We start from the raw sequence: 15,286 nt of genomic DNA, 5'->3' as shown, positions 1-15,286 counted from the left end.
GCTCGACTTGCATGTGTTAGGCCTGCCGCCAGCGTTCAATCTGAGCCATGATCAAACTCTTCAGTTTAAAGTCTGACTAGTTCCTAAGGTGGAACCAAACCTGGCTCAAGGTTCAAACGTTCTCAAAAAGATCCGAAGATCATTGACGAGTCGCTTGCCTTGAATGTTTCAGTGACTGGTCACCAACATCCCGACAAGCGCCCACATGAATTACCTGATCGATTGTTAAAGAGCGGCTCCGGACTCGAATAAAGAAAGAGCGGAGCGTCTCGCTGTTGCCGTCGTGCCCGGCTGCTTCCGATGAAGCGGCGGTCTCGCCGGCGCCCTGCGAGGAAGGCGCATTCTACGTGATCGGCTGTCGGTGTCAACCCTGCGAGGCGTTCCGAAGAAGCGAAGCGGGTGACCGAAACCTCGTGCCGCCGGAGCGAAGCGAGTGCCGATAGAGCCCTCAGCTGATTCAAGAAATGCCCTCAGCGGGTCTCTGTCACGAGTGGCGGGCATTCTACCGAATGCGGCGAGTTCGTCAAGCGGGAATTTCCAGAACTTCCTCGAAAAACCCAAATGGAAACAAGCACTTCTGCCACTTATCACCGCCTGAAACGTTGCCCGTTGCCGGCAGCGGATGCGTACTTTACGATCTGCGGCCGGAACACGCAACCCCTGTACGTCAGAAAAATATAGCTCAGCATTGCGCCGCACGCCATGTCACTCGCCGGCGTGTTTCCCACGGGCCCAGAGGGCGTGCCCGAGGACGGGGCCCTCCCCGGGAGAGCACCCCCTGATGCGTGGATGGCGGCGGACGGCGACGGGACGCGCAGGAACTCAGATCACGAAGAGATCGACGAAACGGTTGACCGGGGTACGCTCCAGGCGCACCTGCTCCCCGCACAGCGCGACGATCTGCTCGCAGCGGCCCGCCGGGAAACGAGTCGCCAGGTTGCGCCGGAACTTGTCGACCAGCAGCGGAATCCCCTCGGCCCGACGGCGGCGATGGCCCACCGGGTAGTCGACCTCGACCTTTTCCGTGGCACTGCCGTCCTTGAAGAAGACCTGGATGGCATTGGCGATGGAGCGCTTCTCAGGGTCGTAGTAGTCCCGCGAGTAGGCCTCATCCTCGACCACCTCCATCTTGCCGCGCAACGCATCGATGCGCGGGTTCGCCTCGTGGAACTCGTCCTCGTAGTGCTCGGCGGTCAGGCTGCCGAAGATCAGCGGCACGGCGGTCATGTACTGCAGGCAATGATCACGGTCGGCGGGATTGGCCAGGCTGCCCGACTTGGAGATGATGCGTATCGCCGAGTCGTGGGTCGTCAACACGATGCGGTCGATCTCCTCCAGCCGGCCCCTGACCTCGGGGTGCAGGGTGACGGCGGCCTCGCAGGCCGTCTGGGCGTGGAACTCGGCGGGAAAGGAGATCTTGAAGAGGATGTTCTCCATCACGTAGCTGCCGAGTTCGCGCTGGAAGGTGAACTTGCGCTGTGCTTCCGGCTTGAGGGCCAGATCCCGGTTGGTATGACTGAAGAGGATGTCGTAGAACCCCCACTGCGGAGCGGAGAGCACCCCGGGGATGCCCATCTCGCCGCGCATGGCGATATCGGCGAGACGCACCGCGCGTGACGTGGCATCCCCGGCGGCCCAGCTCTTGCGCGAGCCGGCATTGGGAGCATGACGGTAGGTGCGCAGGCTCTGGCCGTCGACCCAGGCATGGGAGAGCGCCGAGAGCAGCTGCTCACGATCGGCGCCCATCAGCTTGGCCACCACCGCGGTGGACGCCACCTTGACCAGCACCACGTGATCGAGACCGACGCGGTTGAAGGAGTTGTCCAGCGCCAGGACGCCCTGAATCTCGTGGGCCATGATCATGGCCTCCAGCACCTCGCGCATGGTCAGCGGCGACTCGCCCTGGGCCAGACGCTTCTGGGAGAGGTGGTCGGCAATGGCCAGGATTCCCCCCAGGTTGTCGGAGGGGTGACCCCACTCGGCGGCGAGCCAGGTATCATTGTAGTCGAGCCAGCGGATGATGGCCCCGATATCCCAGGCCGCCTTGACGGGATCCAGCCGAAACGAGGTCCCTGGCACGCGGGCGCCATGGGGCACCACGGTGCCCTCGACCAGCGGCCCAAGGTGCTTGGTGCACTCCGGGAAGCGCAGCGCCAGCAGGCCGCACCCCAGGGTGTCCATCAGGCAATGGCGGGCGGTATCCAGCGCCTCGCTGCTCTCGATCGTGAAGCCAAGGACATAGTCGGCGATCTTCTGCAGCTCGACGTCGTAGTCCGGCCGCACATTGGCTTCCACAGTGCTCATGTTCTTCTCCTGTCGTGTCATCGCAAGCTACCCTCCACTATAGGAGACGCCCCGGGTCCTGCGACCCGGGGCGTCTTTTCCCTCGACAGAACGATGCACAGCGAAGGCGTTAGACGCTATCGCCCGGCACCCGGACCCAGCCCTCCATCAGCACCCGGGCGCTGCGGCTCATCACCGCCTGGTCGATCACCCAGCGCCCCTCCACCAGGCTCGCCTCGGCGCCGACCCGCAGGCTGCCCGAGGGATGGCCGAAGGTGACGGCGTTGCGCTTGCCGCCGCCGGCGGCCAGGTTGACCAGGGTGCCCTCGATGGCGGCTGCCGAGGCAATGGCCACCGCCGCGGTGCCCATCATGGCGTGGTGTAGCTTGCCCATGGAGAGCGCCCGCACCAGCAGGTCGATCTCCTGAGCTTTGACCTGCTTGCCGCTGGAGGCGAGGTAGTCGGCCGGCGGCGCGACGAAGGCCACCTTGGGGGTATGCTGGCGAGCCGCGGCCTCGCTGACGTCGGCGATCAGCCCCATCTTCACCGCCCCGTGGGCGCGGATGGTCTCGAACCTCTCCAGCGCCTTGGCGTCGCCGTTGATCGCCTCCTGCAATTCGCTCCCGGTATAGCCGAGTTCGGCGGCATTCAGGAAGACGGTCGGGATACCCGCGTTGATCATGGTCGCCTTGAGGGTGCCCACGCCCGGCACCTCCAGGTCATCCACCAGGTTGCCGGTGGGGAAGATGGCACCCTCGCCGTCCGCCGGGTCCTTGAAGGCCACCGGCACCTCGGCGGCCGGAAAGGTCACCCCGTCCAGCTCGAAGTCGCCGGTCTCCTGCACCTGGCCATCGGTGATGGGCACCCGCGAGACGATGGTCTTGCCGATATTGGCCTGCCAGATGCGCACCTCGGCCTCGCCGTTCGCCGGAATGCGCGCCGGGTCCACCAGGCCATTACTGATCGCGAAGGGCCCCACCGCTGCGGAGAGGTTGCCGCAGTTGCCGCTCCAGTCGACGAAGGGCTTGTCAATGGAGACCTGGCCGAACAGGTAGTCCACATCGTGGTCGGGACTCTCGCTCCGGCTCAGGATCACCGTCTTGCTGGTACTCGATGTCGCCCCCCCCATGCCATCTATCTGCTTCTGATAGGGGTCGGGGCTGCCGATCACCCGCATCAGCAGGCGATCACGAGCCTCGCCGGGTACCTGGGCGGCGGCCGGCAGATCCGTAAGCTTGAAGAAGACGCCCTTGCTGGTGCCGCCACGCATATAGGTGGCGGGAATCCTGATTTGTGAACGATGCGTCTGAGGAACCTGGCTCATGCTCCCGCCACCTCCTCACTCTCTACACCTTCCAGGAAGTCCTGGGCGAAGCGCTGCAACACGCCGCCGGCCGTGTAGATGGAGACCTCCTCGGCGGTATCCAGGCGACAAGTGACCGGCACGCGGTCGACCTCGCCGGTCTTGCGGTGGATCACCAGCTCGAGGGTCGCGCCCGGCGACGCAGCGCCCTCCACGTCGTAGGTCTCGGTGCCGTCCAGCTGCAGGGTGTGGCGGGTGGTGCCCTCCTTGAACTGCAGCGGCATCACACCCATACCGATCAGGTTGGTGCGGTGGATACGCTCGAAGCCCTCGGCGACGATCGCCTCGACCCCGGCCAGCGCCACGCCCTTGGCCGCCCAGTCACGGGAGGAGCCCTGGCCGTAGTCGGCGCCGGCGATGACGATCAAGGGCTGGCCGCGCTCCATATAGGTCTCGATGGCCTCCCACATGCGGGTCACCTCGCCTTCCGGCTCGATGCGCGCCAGCGAGCCCTGCCTGACCTCACCGCTCTCGTCACGGACCATCTCGTTGAAGAGCTTGGGGTTGGCGAGAGTAGCCCGCAGAGCAGTGAGATGGTCGCCGCGATGGGTGGCGTAGGAGTTGAAGTCCTCCTCCGGCAGGCCCATCTTGTGCAGGTACTCGCCCGCCGCGCTGTCCAACATGATGGCGTTGGACGGGGACAGATGGTCGGTGGTGATGTTGTCCGGCAAGATCGCTAGCGGCCGCATGCCCTTCAGCGCACGCACGGCCGCCATGTTGCCTTCCCAGTACGGCGGGCGGCGAATGTAGGTGCTCTGCGGACGCCAGTCATAGAGCGGGCTCTCGGCCTTCTCGAAGGCGTCCAGGTCGAACATGGGAATGTAGACCTGCTTGAACTGCTCGGGCCTGACGTGCTCGGCAACGATGGCATCGATCGCCTCGTCGGAGGGCCACAGGTCCTTGAGCGTCACCGGGTTGCCGTTGTGATCGGTGCCCAGCACGTCCTTCTCGATGTCGAAGCGCACGGTACCGGCGATGGCATAGGCGACCACCAGCGGCGGCGAGGCCAGGAAAGCCTGTTTGGCGTGGGGGTGGATGCGGCCGTCGAAGTTGCGGTTGCCGGAGAGCACCGCGGTGGAATAGAGGTCGCGGTCGATGATCTCCTGCTGAATCTCGGGATCCAGGGCGCCGGACATGCCATTACAGGTGGTGCAGGCGTAGGCAACGATGCCGAAGCCAAGCTTTTCCAGCTCGGCGAGCAGGCCAGCCTCTTCCAGATAGAGACGCGCGACTTTCGATCCCGGCGCGAAGGAGGACTTCACCCAGGGCTTGCGCGTCAGGCCCAGTTCGTTGGCCTTCTTGGCCAGCAGGGCGGCGCCTACCACGTTGCGCGGGTTGGAGGTGTTGGTGCAGCTGGTGATGGCGGCGATGATCACCGCGCCATCGGGCATCTTGCCTTCCTGCTCCTCCGCCTGGACCTTGGCGTTGTCCTTATATGAGGGTACGGCGATGCCGCGCTCGGCAAGGGCGCTGGTAGGCAGGCGACGGTGCGGGCTGGAGGGGCCCGCCAGGTTACGCTCCACGCTGGAAAGGTCGAAGGTCAGCACCCGCTCGTACTGGGCCTGTGTCAGGCTGTCGGCCCACAGGCCGGTCTGCCTGGCGTAGGTCTCGACCAGCTCCACCTGCTCCGGCTCGCGGCCGGTCAGCGTCAGGTAGTCGATGGTCTGCTCGTCGATATAGAACATCGCCGCCGAGGCGCCATACTCCGGGGTCATGTTGGAGATGGTGGCGCGGTCGCCAATGGTCAGGCTCTTGGCCCCCTCGCCGAAGAACTCCAGATACGCCCCCACCACGCGCTCGCGGCGCAGGAACTCGGTGATCGCCAATACGATATCGGTGGCGGTGATGCCGGGCTTGGGCTTGCCGGTCAGCTCCACGCCGACGATATCGGGCAGGCGCATCATGGAGGGGCGCCCCAGCATCACGGTCTCGGCCTCGAGGCCGCCGACTCCGATGGCGATCACGCCCAGGCAGTCGATATGCGGGGTATGGCTGTCGGTACCTACGCAGGTGTCGGGGAAGGCCACGCCGTCGCGCGCCTGCACCACCGGCGACATCTTCTCCAGGTTGATCTGGTGCATGATGCCGTTGCCGGCGGGGATGACATCGACGTTCTCGAAGGCGGTCTTGGTCCACTCGATGAAGTGGAAGCGATCCTCGTTGCGGCGATCCTCGATGGCGCGGTTCTTGTCGAAGGCGTCCGCCTCGAAGCCGGCATGCTCCACGGCCAGGGAGTGGTCGACGATCAGCTGTGTCGGCACCACCGGGTTAACCTTGGCGGGGTCGCCGCCCTGCTCGGCGATGGCGTCGCGCAGGCCAGCCAAGTCGACGAGTGCCGTCTGGCCGAGGATGTCATGGCACACGACCCGCGCCGGATACCAGGGAAAGTCCAGATCACGGCGGCGCTCGATCAGCTGCTTGAGCGCGTCGGTGAGCAGCTCGGGCTCACAGCGGCGCACCAGCTGCTCGGCCAGCACCCGCGAGGTATAGGGAAGGGTGTCGTAGGCACCAGGCCGAATCTCCTCGACGGCGGCACGCACGTCGAAGTAGTCCAGCTCGGTGCCTGGGAGCGGTTTACGGTAGTCGGTATTCATGGCTCAGTCACGCTGCTCGATAGGCACCCACTCGCTCTTCTCCGGACCGATGTAGTCGGCGCTCGGGCGGATGATGCGGTTGTTGGCACGCTGCTCGAAGACATGCGCACACCAGCCGGTAACCCGCGAACAGACGAAGATCGGGGTGAACAGCTTGGTGGGAATATCCATGAAGTAATAGGCGCTGGCGTGGAAGAAGTCGGCGTTACAGAACAGCTTCTTCTCGCGCCACATCACTTCTTCGACGCGCTCGGAGACCGGGTAGAGCACGCTGTCGCCCACGTCCTCGGCGAGCTGCTTCGACCAGTGCTTGATGATGGCGTTGCGCGGGTCGGACTCGCGGTAGATCGCATGGCCGAAGCCCATGATCTTGTCCTTGCGCTCGAGCATGCCCATGATCTCGCGCTCGGCCTCCTCCGGCGACTGCCAGTCCTCGATCATCGCCATGGCCGCCTCGTTGGCGCCGCCATGCAGGGGACCGCGCAGCGAGCCGATGGCGCCGGTCACGCAGGAGTGCATGTCGGACAGGGTCGAGGCACAGACGCGAGCCGTGAAGGTCGAGGCGTTGAACTCGTGCTCGGCGTAGAGGATCAGCGAGACGTTCATCACCCGGGCATGCAGCTCGGAGGCCGGCTCGTCGCGCAGCAGATGCAGGAAGTGCCCACCGACCGACTCGTCATCGGTCTCGGTCTCGATGCGCACGCCATCGTGGCTGAAGCGATACCAGTAGCAGATGATCGACGGCAGCACGGCCAGCAGGCGGTCGGAGACGTCCTGCTGCTCATCGAAGCTCTGCTCGGTCTCGAGGTTACCCAGCATGGAGGCGCCGGTGCGCATCACGTCCATGGGGTGCGCGTCCTTGGGAATCTGCTCGAGCACGGTCTTGAGCGCGTCGGGCAGGCCACGCAGGCCCTTGAGCCTGGCGACGTAGGCATCGAGCTCGGCCTGGTTGGGCAACTTGCCCTTGAGCAGCAGGTAGGCCACCTCCTCGAAGCGCGCCTTCTCGGCCAACTCCTTGACGTCGAAGCCGCGATAGGTCAGGCCCGAGCCGGTCTTGCCGACGGTGCACAGAGCGGTAGTACCGGCACTCTGACCGCGCAGGCCGCTGCTGCTGACGGGTTTGTCTGCCATGTGGTATCTCCTTGTGAATCGATTCTTGTCGGGTTGACGGCCGGGCCGCGTTAGGCCTCGCCGCCCTTCTCCGCGAACTTACTCTCTGCAAACAAGGTGTCGAGCTTGCGCTCGAAGTCGTGATAGTTGAGGAAGTCGTAGAGCTCGTCGCGGGTCTGCATGAGGTCGACCACGTCTTTCTGGTGCCCCTGGTCGTGGATGCTCTGGTAGACCTTGAGGGCAGCGGCATTCATGGCGCGGAAGGCGGACAGCGGGTAGAGAACCATGCGGCATCCGACCTCACCCAGCTCCTGCTGGGTGAACAACGGCGTGGCGCCGAACTCGGTGATGTTGGCCAGGATCGGGGCGTCGACCCGCGCGCAGAAGGCGCGATAGTCATCGAGGGTGTGCACGGCCTCGGCGAAGATGGCATCGGCCCCGGCCTCGATGCAGGCGTTGGCCCGCTCGATGGCGGCATCCAGGCCATCCTTCTGGAAGGCGTCGGTACGCGCGATCAAATAGAATTCCGGGTCGAGGCGCGCATCCGCGGCGGCCTTGACGCGGTCGGCCATCTCCTCCTGGGAGACGATCGCCTTGTTGGGACGATGGCCACAACGCTTCTGGGCCACCTGATCTTCCAGGTGGACGGCGGCCACGCCGGCGCGCTGCATCTCCTTGACGGTGCGGGCGATGTTGAAGGCGCCGCCCCAGCCGGTGTCGATGTCCACCAACAGCGGCAGGTCGGTGGCACCGCAGATGCGGTGGGCATCCTCGACCACGTCGTTCATGGTGGTCATGCCGAGGTCCGGCAGGCCGAAAGAGGCGTTGGCCACGCCGCCGCCGGAGAGGTAGATGGCCTGGTGGCCCACCCGTTCGGCCATCATGGCGGTGTAGGCATTGATGGTGCCGACGATGGGCAGCGGGCGGTGGGCCTCGAGAGCGGCGCGGAAGCGAGCGCCGGGGGTCGGTTGCATCATGGAAGGTCTCCGTATGTTGTTTGAGCGCCTCAGGCGGGCGTCTCGCTGTCCTGCAGCTCAAGGGATGCCGCATAGCGCTCGACGACGTTGGACCGGGACGCACTGACGTGGCGGCGCATCAGCAGCTCCGCCAGCTCGGTGTCGCCGGCCTCGATGGCATCGACGATGCGGTGGTGTTCGACGAAGGCGCGCTGGGGGCGCGACCCGCTGGCACTGAACTGGGTACGGTAGAGCCGCACCAGGTAGTAGAGGTCATCGCAGAGCATGCCCATCAGCATCTTGTTGTGGCTGCCCTGGACGATGCGGTAGTGGAAGTCCAGGTCACCCTCGCGTTGGTAGTAGGCCTCGCCGCGGCGCAGGTCGGCCTGGCGCTCGTGCATGGCCAGCACCTCACGCAGCCCGACGATCTCCCCGGCGGTCATGTGCTCGGCGGCAAGGCGTGCCGCCATGCTCTCCAAGGCTTCGCGCACATCGAAGAGCTCGAGCAGCTCCTTCATGGAGAGCTTGACCACCCGCGCCCCGACATGGGGGACCCGTTCGATCAAGCGGTGCGCTTCCAGTCGGCGCATGGCCTCTCTGAGTGGCCCGCGGGAGATCCCGTAGGCCCGGGACAACCCCGGCTCGGTGATCTTGCTGCCCGGTGCCAGCTCGCCCCTGACAATGGCATCCTGCAGCTGCTGAAAGACCCGTTCCGCCAGGGTGCGGACTTCGGGGGGCGTGGCCTGTTCCGGTGCGACTGAGTTCATGGCAATTGTCGACAATCAAATGATGAAGGAACTGTAGACATTGCCTCCCCCGGGGTCAACAGGCCGGCAGGACGGAAGGGGTTAACCTTTGGTTGTAGACAACCCGACGCACGCGCCCATCAATGTCGACAATGATCGTGCGTGGAGATCCGCCGGTAGCGGACAAGCGGGACCTCGACGCCTAGAATGGGGCGCCTGTTCCGGGAAGGCGACATGATGACACCACCGATCGAGATCACCCCCCTGCCCTACCGCGAGGATCCGCTGGGCTACTTCGCGGCCCTGCGCGACAGGCCCGGTGCCGTGCTGCTCGACAGCGGTCGCCCGACGGCGCCGGGTGGCCGCTATGACATCCTCAGCTGCGATCCCCTCGAACTGCTCGAGGTCGACGCCGCCGGGCGCGTGCGGGGTGACCCGGCGCTGGCGGGACTCTCCCCCTTCGCCGCCCAACAGGCGCTGCTCGACCGGCTGCCCGACGATGTGCCGGACAGCCGGCTGCCGTTTCTCGGCGGGCTGATCGGCTACTGGAGCTACGATCTGGGAAAGCGTCTCGAGCCGGTGACCGGACAGGCCCGGCAGGCGGTCACGCTGCCGGCCAGCCGGGTCGGCCTCTATGACTGGGCACTGATCCAGGACCACGACCGCCGGCAGAGCTGGCTGGTGGGTAGCGCCTCACGCCGCCATCAGGTGCTCGAGTGGCTGGACACACCGGCGCGTCCGACGGCGGGCTTCCGCCTCACCGCGCCCTTCACCGCCGAGCTCAGCCGCGACGACTACCTGGCACGCTTTGCCGCCGTTCAGGACTACATCCGTGCCGGCGACTGCTACCAGATCAATCTGGCCCAGCGCTTCAGTGCCCCTTTCGAGGGTGACCTCTGGGCGGCCTACCGCAGCCTGCGCGACGCCACGCCCACCCCCTTCGCCGGCTACCTGGCGTGGGACGACAAGGCGATCCTCTCGCTCTCGCCGGAACGCTTCCTGCGCTGCCGGGAGGGCCGGGTCGAGACCCGCCCGATCAAGGGCACGCGACCACGCGGCGCGACCCCCGAGGAGGACCGTCGGCTGGCCGGGGAGCTGGGCGCGAGTCTCAAGGATCGGGCCGAGAACGTGATGATCACCGACCTGCTCCGCAATGACCTGGGCCGGGTCTGCCGGCCCGGTAGCGTGCGGGTACCACAGCTTTGCGGCCTGGAGAGCTACGCCAACGTGCACCACCTGGTCAGCGTGATCGTCGGCGAACTGGAGGCCGGCCGGCGGCCCATGGATCTGCTGGCCGCCGCCTTCCCCGGCGGCTCCATCACCGGCGCACCCAAGGTGCGGGCCATGCAGATCATCGACGAGCTGGAACCCAGCCGTCGCAGCGCCTACTGCGGCAGCCTCGGCTATGTGGACGTGCGCGGACAGATGGACACCTCCATCGCCATTCGCAGCGTGGTGGCTGAGGGCGGAGAGCTGCACCTCTGGGGCGGAGGCGGCCTGGTCGCCGACTCGCGGGGCGAGGACGAGTACACCGAGACCCTGGACAAGATCCGCCACCTGATGTGGGCCCTGATGGCGACCAGCCATGATGCTTTATGGAATAAAAAATAAGCGTCTTACTTCATGAAAGAATAGATATCCAATGAATCGATATTGGGGAAGGTCTCGTCGGCTCTGCTAGGGTAGCCCCATACTCAAAGACCACCTGCCCGGGAGCCCCTCATGGAGCCGCAACTCGACGTCATCAACCGGGAGCTCGGCAACGACCCCGAGGCCCTGATCCGCTGGGCGCTGGATCAGGGGCAACGGCCGATCTGCACGACCAACTTCCGCCCCTTCGAGGCCGTGATCCTGCACATGGTCACGCACCAGCAGCCGGATATCCCGATCGTGTGGATGGACAGTGGCTACAATACCGAGGCCACCTATCGCTTCGCCGATGAGCTGATCCAGCGCCTGGACCTCAACCTGGTGAGCTACCTGCCACGGCGCTCGCGCGCCCATCGCGAGGCACTGGAAGGCCCCGCGCCGGGGATCGAGGATCCTCGCCACGCGGCCTTCACCCGGGAGGTGAAGCTCGAACCCTTCGAGCGGGCCTTGCGCGAGATGGCACCGGACGTCTGGTTCACCGCCCTGCGTGCCGAGGACACCCCCGAGCGGGCCCGCATGACACCAGTGAGCCGCAACGAGGACGGCCTGCTGAAGGTCTCGCCCCTGCTGCACTGGACGGCCCGCGACCTCTATCAGTACCTGCAGGCCCATGACCTGCCCAACAACTTCGACTACTTCGACCCCACCAAGGTCGAGGAGAAGCGCGAGTGCGGCCTGCACCTGCAGCATTGATGATCGCGGGATAGAAGTCGCGGGAGAGAGCTCCCGCGACAGGCAGGGACGGAGAAGAGAGCCACCGCTCAGCGCGAGGGCAGCGCGATATCCGTAAAGAGTGGCTCCTCGTGACGCGGGCCGGCGGCAAGGGCCGCGTCGACCAGGTCCCGTGTCAGATGGCCGGCAAAGCCTTCCAGGAAGTCGTACATGTAGCCGCGCATGAAGGTGCCGCGGCGGATCCCGATCTTGGTGGTGGAACTCTCGAACAGATGGCCGGCTTCCAGCGCCACCAGGTCGGGATCCTGCGCGGCATCCACGGCCATGTGGGCGACGATGCCGACCCCCATTCCCAGACGCACGTAGGTCTTGATGACATCGGCATCGGCCGCGGTGAGCACCACGTTGGGCGTCAGCCCCCGGGCACGGAAGGCATCGTCGAGCTGGGAGCGCCCGGTGAAACCGAACACGTAGGTGACCAGCGGGTAGGCCGCCAGGGCCTCCAGCGTCAGGGCCTCCATCTCGGCCAGCGGATGCCCCTGGGGCACCAGCACGCAGCGATTCCAGCGATAGCAGGGCAGCAGCACCAGGTCGTTGAAGAGTTCGAGGGACTCGGTGGCGATGGCGAAATCGGCCTGGCCATCGCTGACCATCTGGGCGATCTGCTTGGGCGTGCCCTGCTGCATGTGCAGCGCCACGTCGGGATACTTCTGGGTGAAGTCGCGGATCACCGGCGGCAGCGCATAGCGCGCCTGGGTGTGGGTGGTGGCGATCGACAGGCTGCCGCGACGCTCGTCGCTGTGCTCCTGGGCGACCTCCTTGATGTTCTCGGCGAGCCTCAGCACCTGCCCAGCCAGCTCGATGATCGCCTGCCCCGCAGGGGTCACGCGGGTCAGGTGCTTGCCGCTGCGGGCGAAGATCTCGACACCGAGCTCGTCCTCGAGCAGGCGGACCTGCTTGGAGATGCCCGGCTGGGAAGTAAAGAGACTCTGGGCAGTGGCCGAGACGTTGAGGTTGTGGCGCGACACCTCCCAGATGTAGCGCAGCTGCTGAAGCTTCATGGCCGCCCTCCCTCGCGTGTCATGGGGGCTTTAAAATACCCGTAAGACATAAGAAAATTACTCATGATCACTTTATAGCATAACCTGGCCGGGCGGGTGCAACCGCTTTCCTGCGTTCTGTCACACAGCGGGGATTTGCCAGCACTTCGGTCGGCCGCTAACATCGTCCGGCCGGGCATGCCCTGCATGTCACCCCATCCGCTCGATGCAGCGCAACGAAACTGGAGAATCACATGGCTAACAACGTCGATGTCACCAATGCCAACTTCGAGCAGGAAGTCCTCAAGGCCGGCACGCCGGTCCTGCTGAAGTTCTGGGCCCCCTGGTGTGGTCCCTGCAAGGTGATGGCACCGGTGGTCGACGAGGTCGCCGAGGAGCGCAACGGCAACCTCAAGGTCGTCAGCATCAACGTGGACGATGCCCCTGAGATCGCCGCCGAGCAGGGTGTGCGCGGCGTGCCGACCGTGATGCTGTTCAAGTCCGGCACCAAGGTCGCCTCCCTGGTCGGCGCCCAATCGAAGTCACAGCTGAGCCAGTTCATCGACCAGAACGCCTGATCCCGAGACCCGCAGCCCCATTTGCCCCGGCCATGGCCGGGGCAATGTCGTTTCATGCCCCCTACTCCGCGTCCTCGTCACGCTCCGAGATCGGACGGTCGGCCCGCTTGACCGGCGCCCCGTCCCCCGGCCCCAGCAGATGGGCGATCCAGCGAGTCTCGGGATGGCTGTCCAGGGCGATCTTCAGGGTCATGGTCAGCACCACCGAAAGCAACATCCCCACCGCCCCGAAAATCCAGCCCCACACCACCAGCGACAGGAAGGCCACGAAGGTCGATAGCCCCAGGGCCCGGCCCATCACTCGCGGCTCGAGGATGTTGCCCATCACGAAGTTGACCCCCAGGTAGGCCGCAGCGAGCATCAGGGCGTCAAACACGCCGCCGTCCGGCGAGACCAGCAGCAGCAATACCGGCGGCACCGCCGCGATGGCCGAACCGATGTTGGGAATATAGTTCAGCGCAAAGGCCAGTACCGCCCACAGCAGCGGAAAGTCCACCCCCAGCAGCTTGCAGGCCAGCCAGATCAGCGCCCCTGTCACCAGGCTGACCAGTGTCTTGACGGCCAGGTAGCGCTTCAGGGTGAGGCTGAATTCGCTGAAGCGGCGCAGGCTCGGCGCCGGGTTGGCCAGGGCACGAGAGACCTTCTCGCGAAAATTGAGCGTCTCGAATAGCAGGAACATCACCAGCAGGGCCACCACGACGCTCTGCATCATCAGGTTGCCGACCTCGCCGAGCAGCGTGGGTATCCAGCTGCCGAACTGCTCGGAATCCAGCAGCTCGGCCAGCCGATTGGTGTCGATGGCGAGCCCCAGCCCGGACAGCCCGTCGAGGAGTCCCAGATAGTACTGGTAGAGCTTCTGCTCGATGCCCGGCAGGGCATCGATGAAGGTGCCGAAACTGTTGACCAGCAGCAGGCCGAGCAGCGAGAGGAAGCCACCGATCACCACTAGCGTCAGCCATACGGCCAGCCGCGCGCTCAGCCCGAGGCGTTGCAGCCAGTGCACGGGCGCGGTGCAGACGACCGCGATGAAGAGCGCCAGCAGCAGCGGCACCAGCAGGCTGGAGCCCACCCGCATGCCCGCGATGATCACCACCAGGGCGGCCAGTGCCAGGGTCAGGTTGAGGGGGATGGTACTCTGCTCACTGTCTTGGGGAGGGGGCATACCCAGACTCACGACCGTTGAAGATTCATTCATGATGCCGGGACGAGAGGCAATTGCAAAGGTCGGGAACCATCCCCGACCCGCGGGCTCGAAGCCGTGGTGTTCGCTAAGCGACAAGGAGAGAGCCATGCCGATTGCCCGCCCCTTCCGCCCGCTGCTCGTGCCGGCCCTGGCCGCGCTGATGGTCGCGGCTTCGCCGCCGATGCTGCCCCGCGCCCTCGCCGCGGAGACGCCCAGCCGCCTGGAGGTCCAGGCCGAGGCCGAACTGCAGGTAGTGCCGGATCGCGCCACGTTCAGTGCCCGCCTGTGGGAATATACGCCGGCCATCGCCCAGCGCGAGGCGCCCGTGAACGCCCCGGATGCCCTGCGCGAGGCCCGCGACAGGCTGGAAGCCCGTGCCGCCGGCCTGATTCTCGCTCTGGAAGAGGCGGGAGTGGAGCGCGAGGCGATCCGTGCCGGCTCCCTGAACGTGCAACCCGAGCACCTGCCTGGCGAGCGGCGCGCGCAGGACGAGCGCGAGATGCTGGTGCGCACCCGCCTCGAGCGCCCGATTCACCTCCAGCTCGATGACCTCGAGCGACTGCCCAGGCTACTCGATGCCCTGACCAAGGCCGGCGTGGATGCCCTGGACGGCGTGAGCTATGACCTGGCCGACCGCGACGCCGCCACCGACGAGGCACTGGTCAAGGCGCTGGAGAAGGCCCGCCACAAGGCCACCCTGATGGCCGAGACACTGGGCATCGACCTGGGTGAGGTAATCGCCGTGAGCGAGACCCGCTCACCGATCTTCCAGCCGCGGATGATGGCCATGAGCGCCGACGCCCGGGAGAGCCTGCCACAGGCCGAGTACCGTCCCGGCACCATCACCATCGAGGCAGGCGTCAGCGTCAGCTGGAAAATAAAGCCGTAAGCTGGAAGCTGGAAGCTGGAAGCTGGAAGCTGGAAGCTGGAAGGCAGCATAAGTCCAGAGCCTAAAGGGTCACGGTTTTTCTTCAAGCTTCCAGCCGCGAAGCGGCGCTCTTAGTGCGCCCGTGAAGGCGTGCACACAACTCGGTGAAAGTCCGAGTCGGGGTAAGCCATGGCCCCGTAGCCGAAGGTAACTGCGTCGCCGCGAGGCGGGGTGGAGAGCAAC

12 protein-coding genes and 1 rRNA gene are annotated in these 15,286 nt (G+C 65.6%); 4 read left to right on the top strand and 9 right to left on the bottom strand.

Annotation, left to right across the window (positions count from 1 at the left end; translation table 11 throughout):
• The 7 genes from OP498_RS17620 to OP498_RS17590 form a co-directional block, all read right to left on the bottom strand.
• Positions 1 to 67, bottom strand: a 16S ribosomal RNA gene (locus OP498_RS17620); the annotation flags it as partial.
• A 755-nt stretch (positions 68 to 822) separates the two neighbouring features.
• On the bottom strand, positions 823 to 2,304 hold the full coding sequence (prpD, locus tag OP498_RS17615) for a 2-methylcitrate dehydratase (RefSeq protein WP_280547782.1): 1,482 nt from the start codon (positions 2,302 to 2,304) through the stop codon (positions 823 to 825).
• Between the two features lie 109 nt (positions 2,305 to 2,413).
• A complete protein-coding gene (gene prpF / locus OP498_RS17610) occupies positions 2,414 to 3,607 on the bottom strand; it encodes a 2-methylaconitate cis-trans isomerase PrpF (RefSeq protein ID WP_280547783.1) in 1,194 nt (397 codons plus the stop codon).
• The gene (acnD, locus tag OP498_RS17605; protein WP_280547784.1) at positions 3,604 to 6,240 is read right to left on the bottom strand and encodes a Fe/S-dependent 2-methylisocitrate dehydratase AcnD; all 2,637 of its coding nucleotides are present in this window, start codon (positions 6,238 to 6,240) and stop codon (positions 3,604 to 3,606) included. Before acnD ends, prpF begins: the two co-directional genes overlap by 4 nt.
• Before the next feature lie 3 nt (positions 6,241 to 6,243).
• Positions 6,244 to 7,371, bottom strand: coding sequence for a 2-methylcitrate synthase (gene prpC, locus OP498_RS17600; RefSeq protein ID WP_280547785.1), 1,128 nt, complete (start codon positions 7,369 to 7,371; stop codon positions 6,244 to 6,246).
• Positions 7,372 to 7,421: 50 nt separating this feature from the next.
• Positions 7,422 to 8,327, bottom strand: coding sequence for a methylisocitrate lyase (prpB, locus tag OP498_RS17595; protein WP_280547786.1), 906 nt, complete (start codon positions 8,325 to 8,327; stop codon positions 7,422 to 7,424).
• A 29-nt stretch (positions 8,328 to 8,356) separates the two neighbouring features.
• Positions 8,357 to 9,073 (bottom strand): GntR family transcriptional regulator, encoded by a 717-nt coding sequence (locus OP498_RS17590; protein ID WP_280547787.1) that lies wholly within the window; start codon positions 9,071 to 9,073, stop codon positions 8,357 to 8,359.
• A 216-nt stretch (positions 9,074 to 9,289) separates the two neighbouring features.
• Between OP498_RS17590 and pabB the strand changes: the two genes are divergently transcribed.
• A complete protein-coding gene (gene pabB / locus OP498_RS17585; RefSeq protein ID WP_280547788.1) occupies positions 9,290 to 10,663 on the top strand; it encodes an aminodeoxychorismate synthase component I in 1,374 nt (457 codons plus the stop codon).
• Between the two features lie 111 nt (positions 10,664 to 10,774).
• Complete coding sequence (locus OP498_RS17580; protein WP_280554645.1) at positions 10,775 to 11,395, top strand: phosphoadenosine phosphosulfate reductase family protein; 621 nt, start codon at positions 10,775 to 10,777, stop codon at positions 11,393 to 11,395.
• Positions 11,396 to 11,463: 68 nt separating this feature from the next.
• On the opposite strand, the gene cysB is transcribed toward OP498_RS17580, so the two are convergent.
• Positions 11,464 to 12,435: an HTH-type transcriptional regulator CysB gene (gene cysB / locus OP498_RS17575; protein WP_280554644.1), complete on the bottom strand. Its 972-nt coding sequence runs from the start codon at positions 12,433 to 12,435 to the stop codon at positions 11,464 to 11,466.
• Positions 12,436 to 12,668: 233 nt separating this feature from the next.
• Between cysB and trxA the strand changes: the two genes are divergently transcribed.
• The gene (trxA, locus tag OP498_RS17570; protein WP_280547791.1) at positions 12,669 to 12,992 is read left to right on the top strand and encodes a thioredoxin; all 324 of its coding nucleotides are present in this window, start codon (positions 12,669 to 12,671) and stop codon (positions 12,990 to 12,992) included.
• Positions 12,993 to 13,053: 61 nt separating this feature from the next.
• Here the strand turns inward: trxA and OP498_RS17565 are convergent, their stop codons facing one another.
• Complete coding sequence (locus OP498_RS17565) at positions 13,054 to 14,154, bottom strand: AI-2E family transporter (protein ID WP_280547792.1); 1,101 nt, start codon at positions 14,152 to 14,154, stop codon at positions 13,054 to 13,056.
• 127 nt (positions 14,155 to 14,281) lie between these two features.
• Between OP498_RS17565 and OP498_RS17560 the strand changes: the two genes are divergently transcribed.
• Entirely contained in the window at positions 14,282 to 15,064 is a 783-nt protein-coding gene (locus OP498_RS17560; RefSeq protein ID WP_280547793.1) for an SIMPL domain-containing protein, read from the top strand.
• Positions 15,065 to 15,286 lie beyond the last annotated feature (222 nt).

The organism is Halomonas sp. 25-S5, assembly GCF_029889845.1.
Taxonomy (GTDB): domain Bacteria; phylum Pseudomonadota; class Gammaproteobacteria; order Pseudomonadales; family Halomonadaceae; genus Halomonas.
This window is presented reverse-complemented; position numbering and strand designations above follow the sequence as displayed.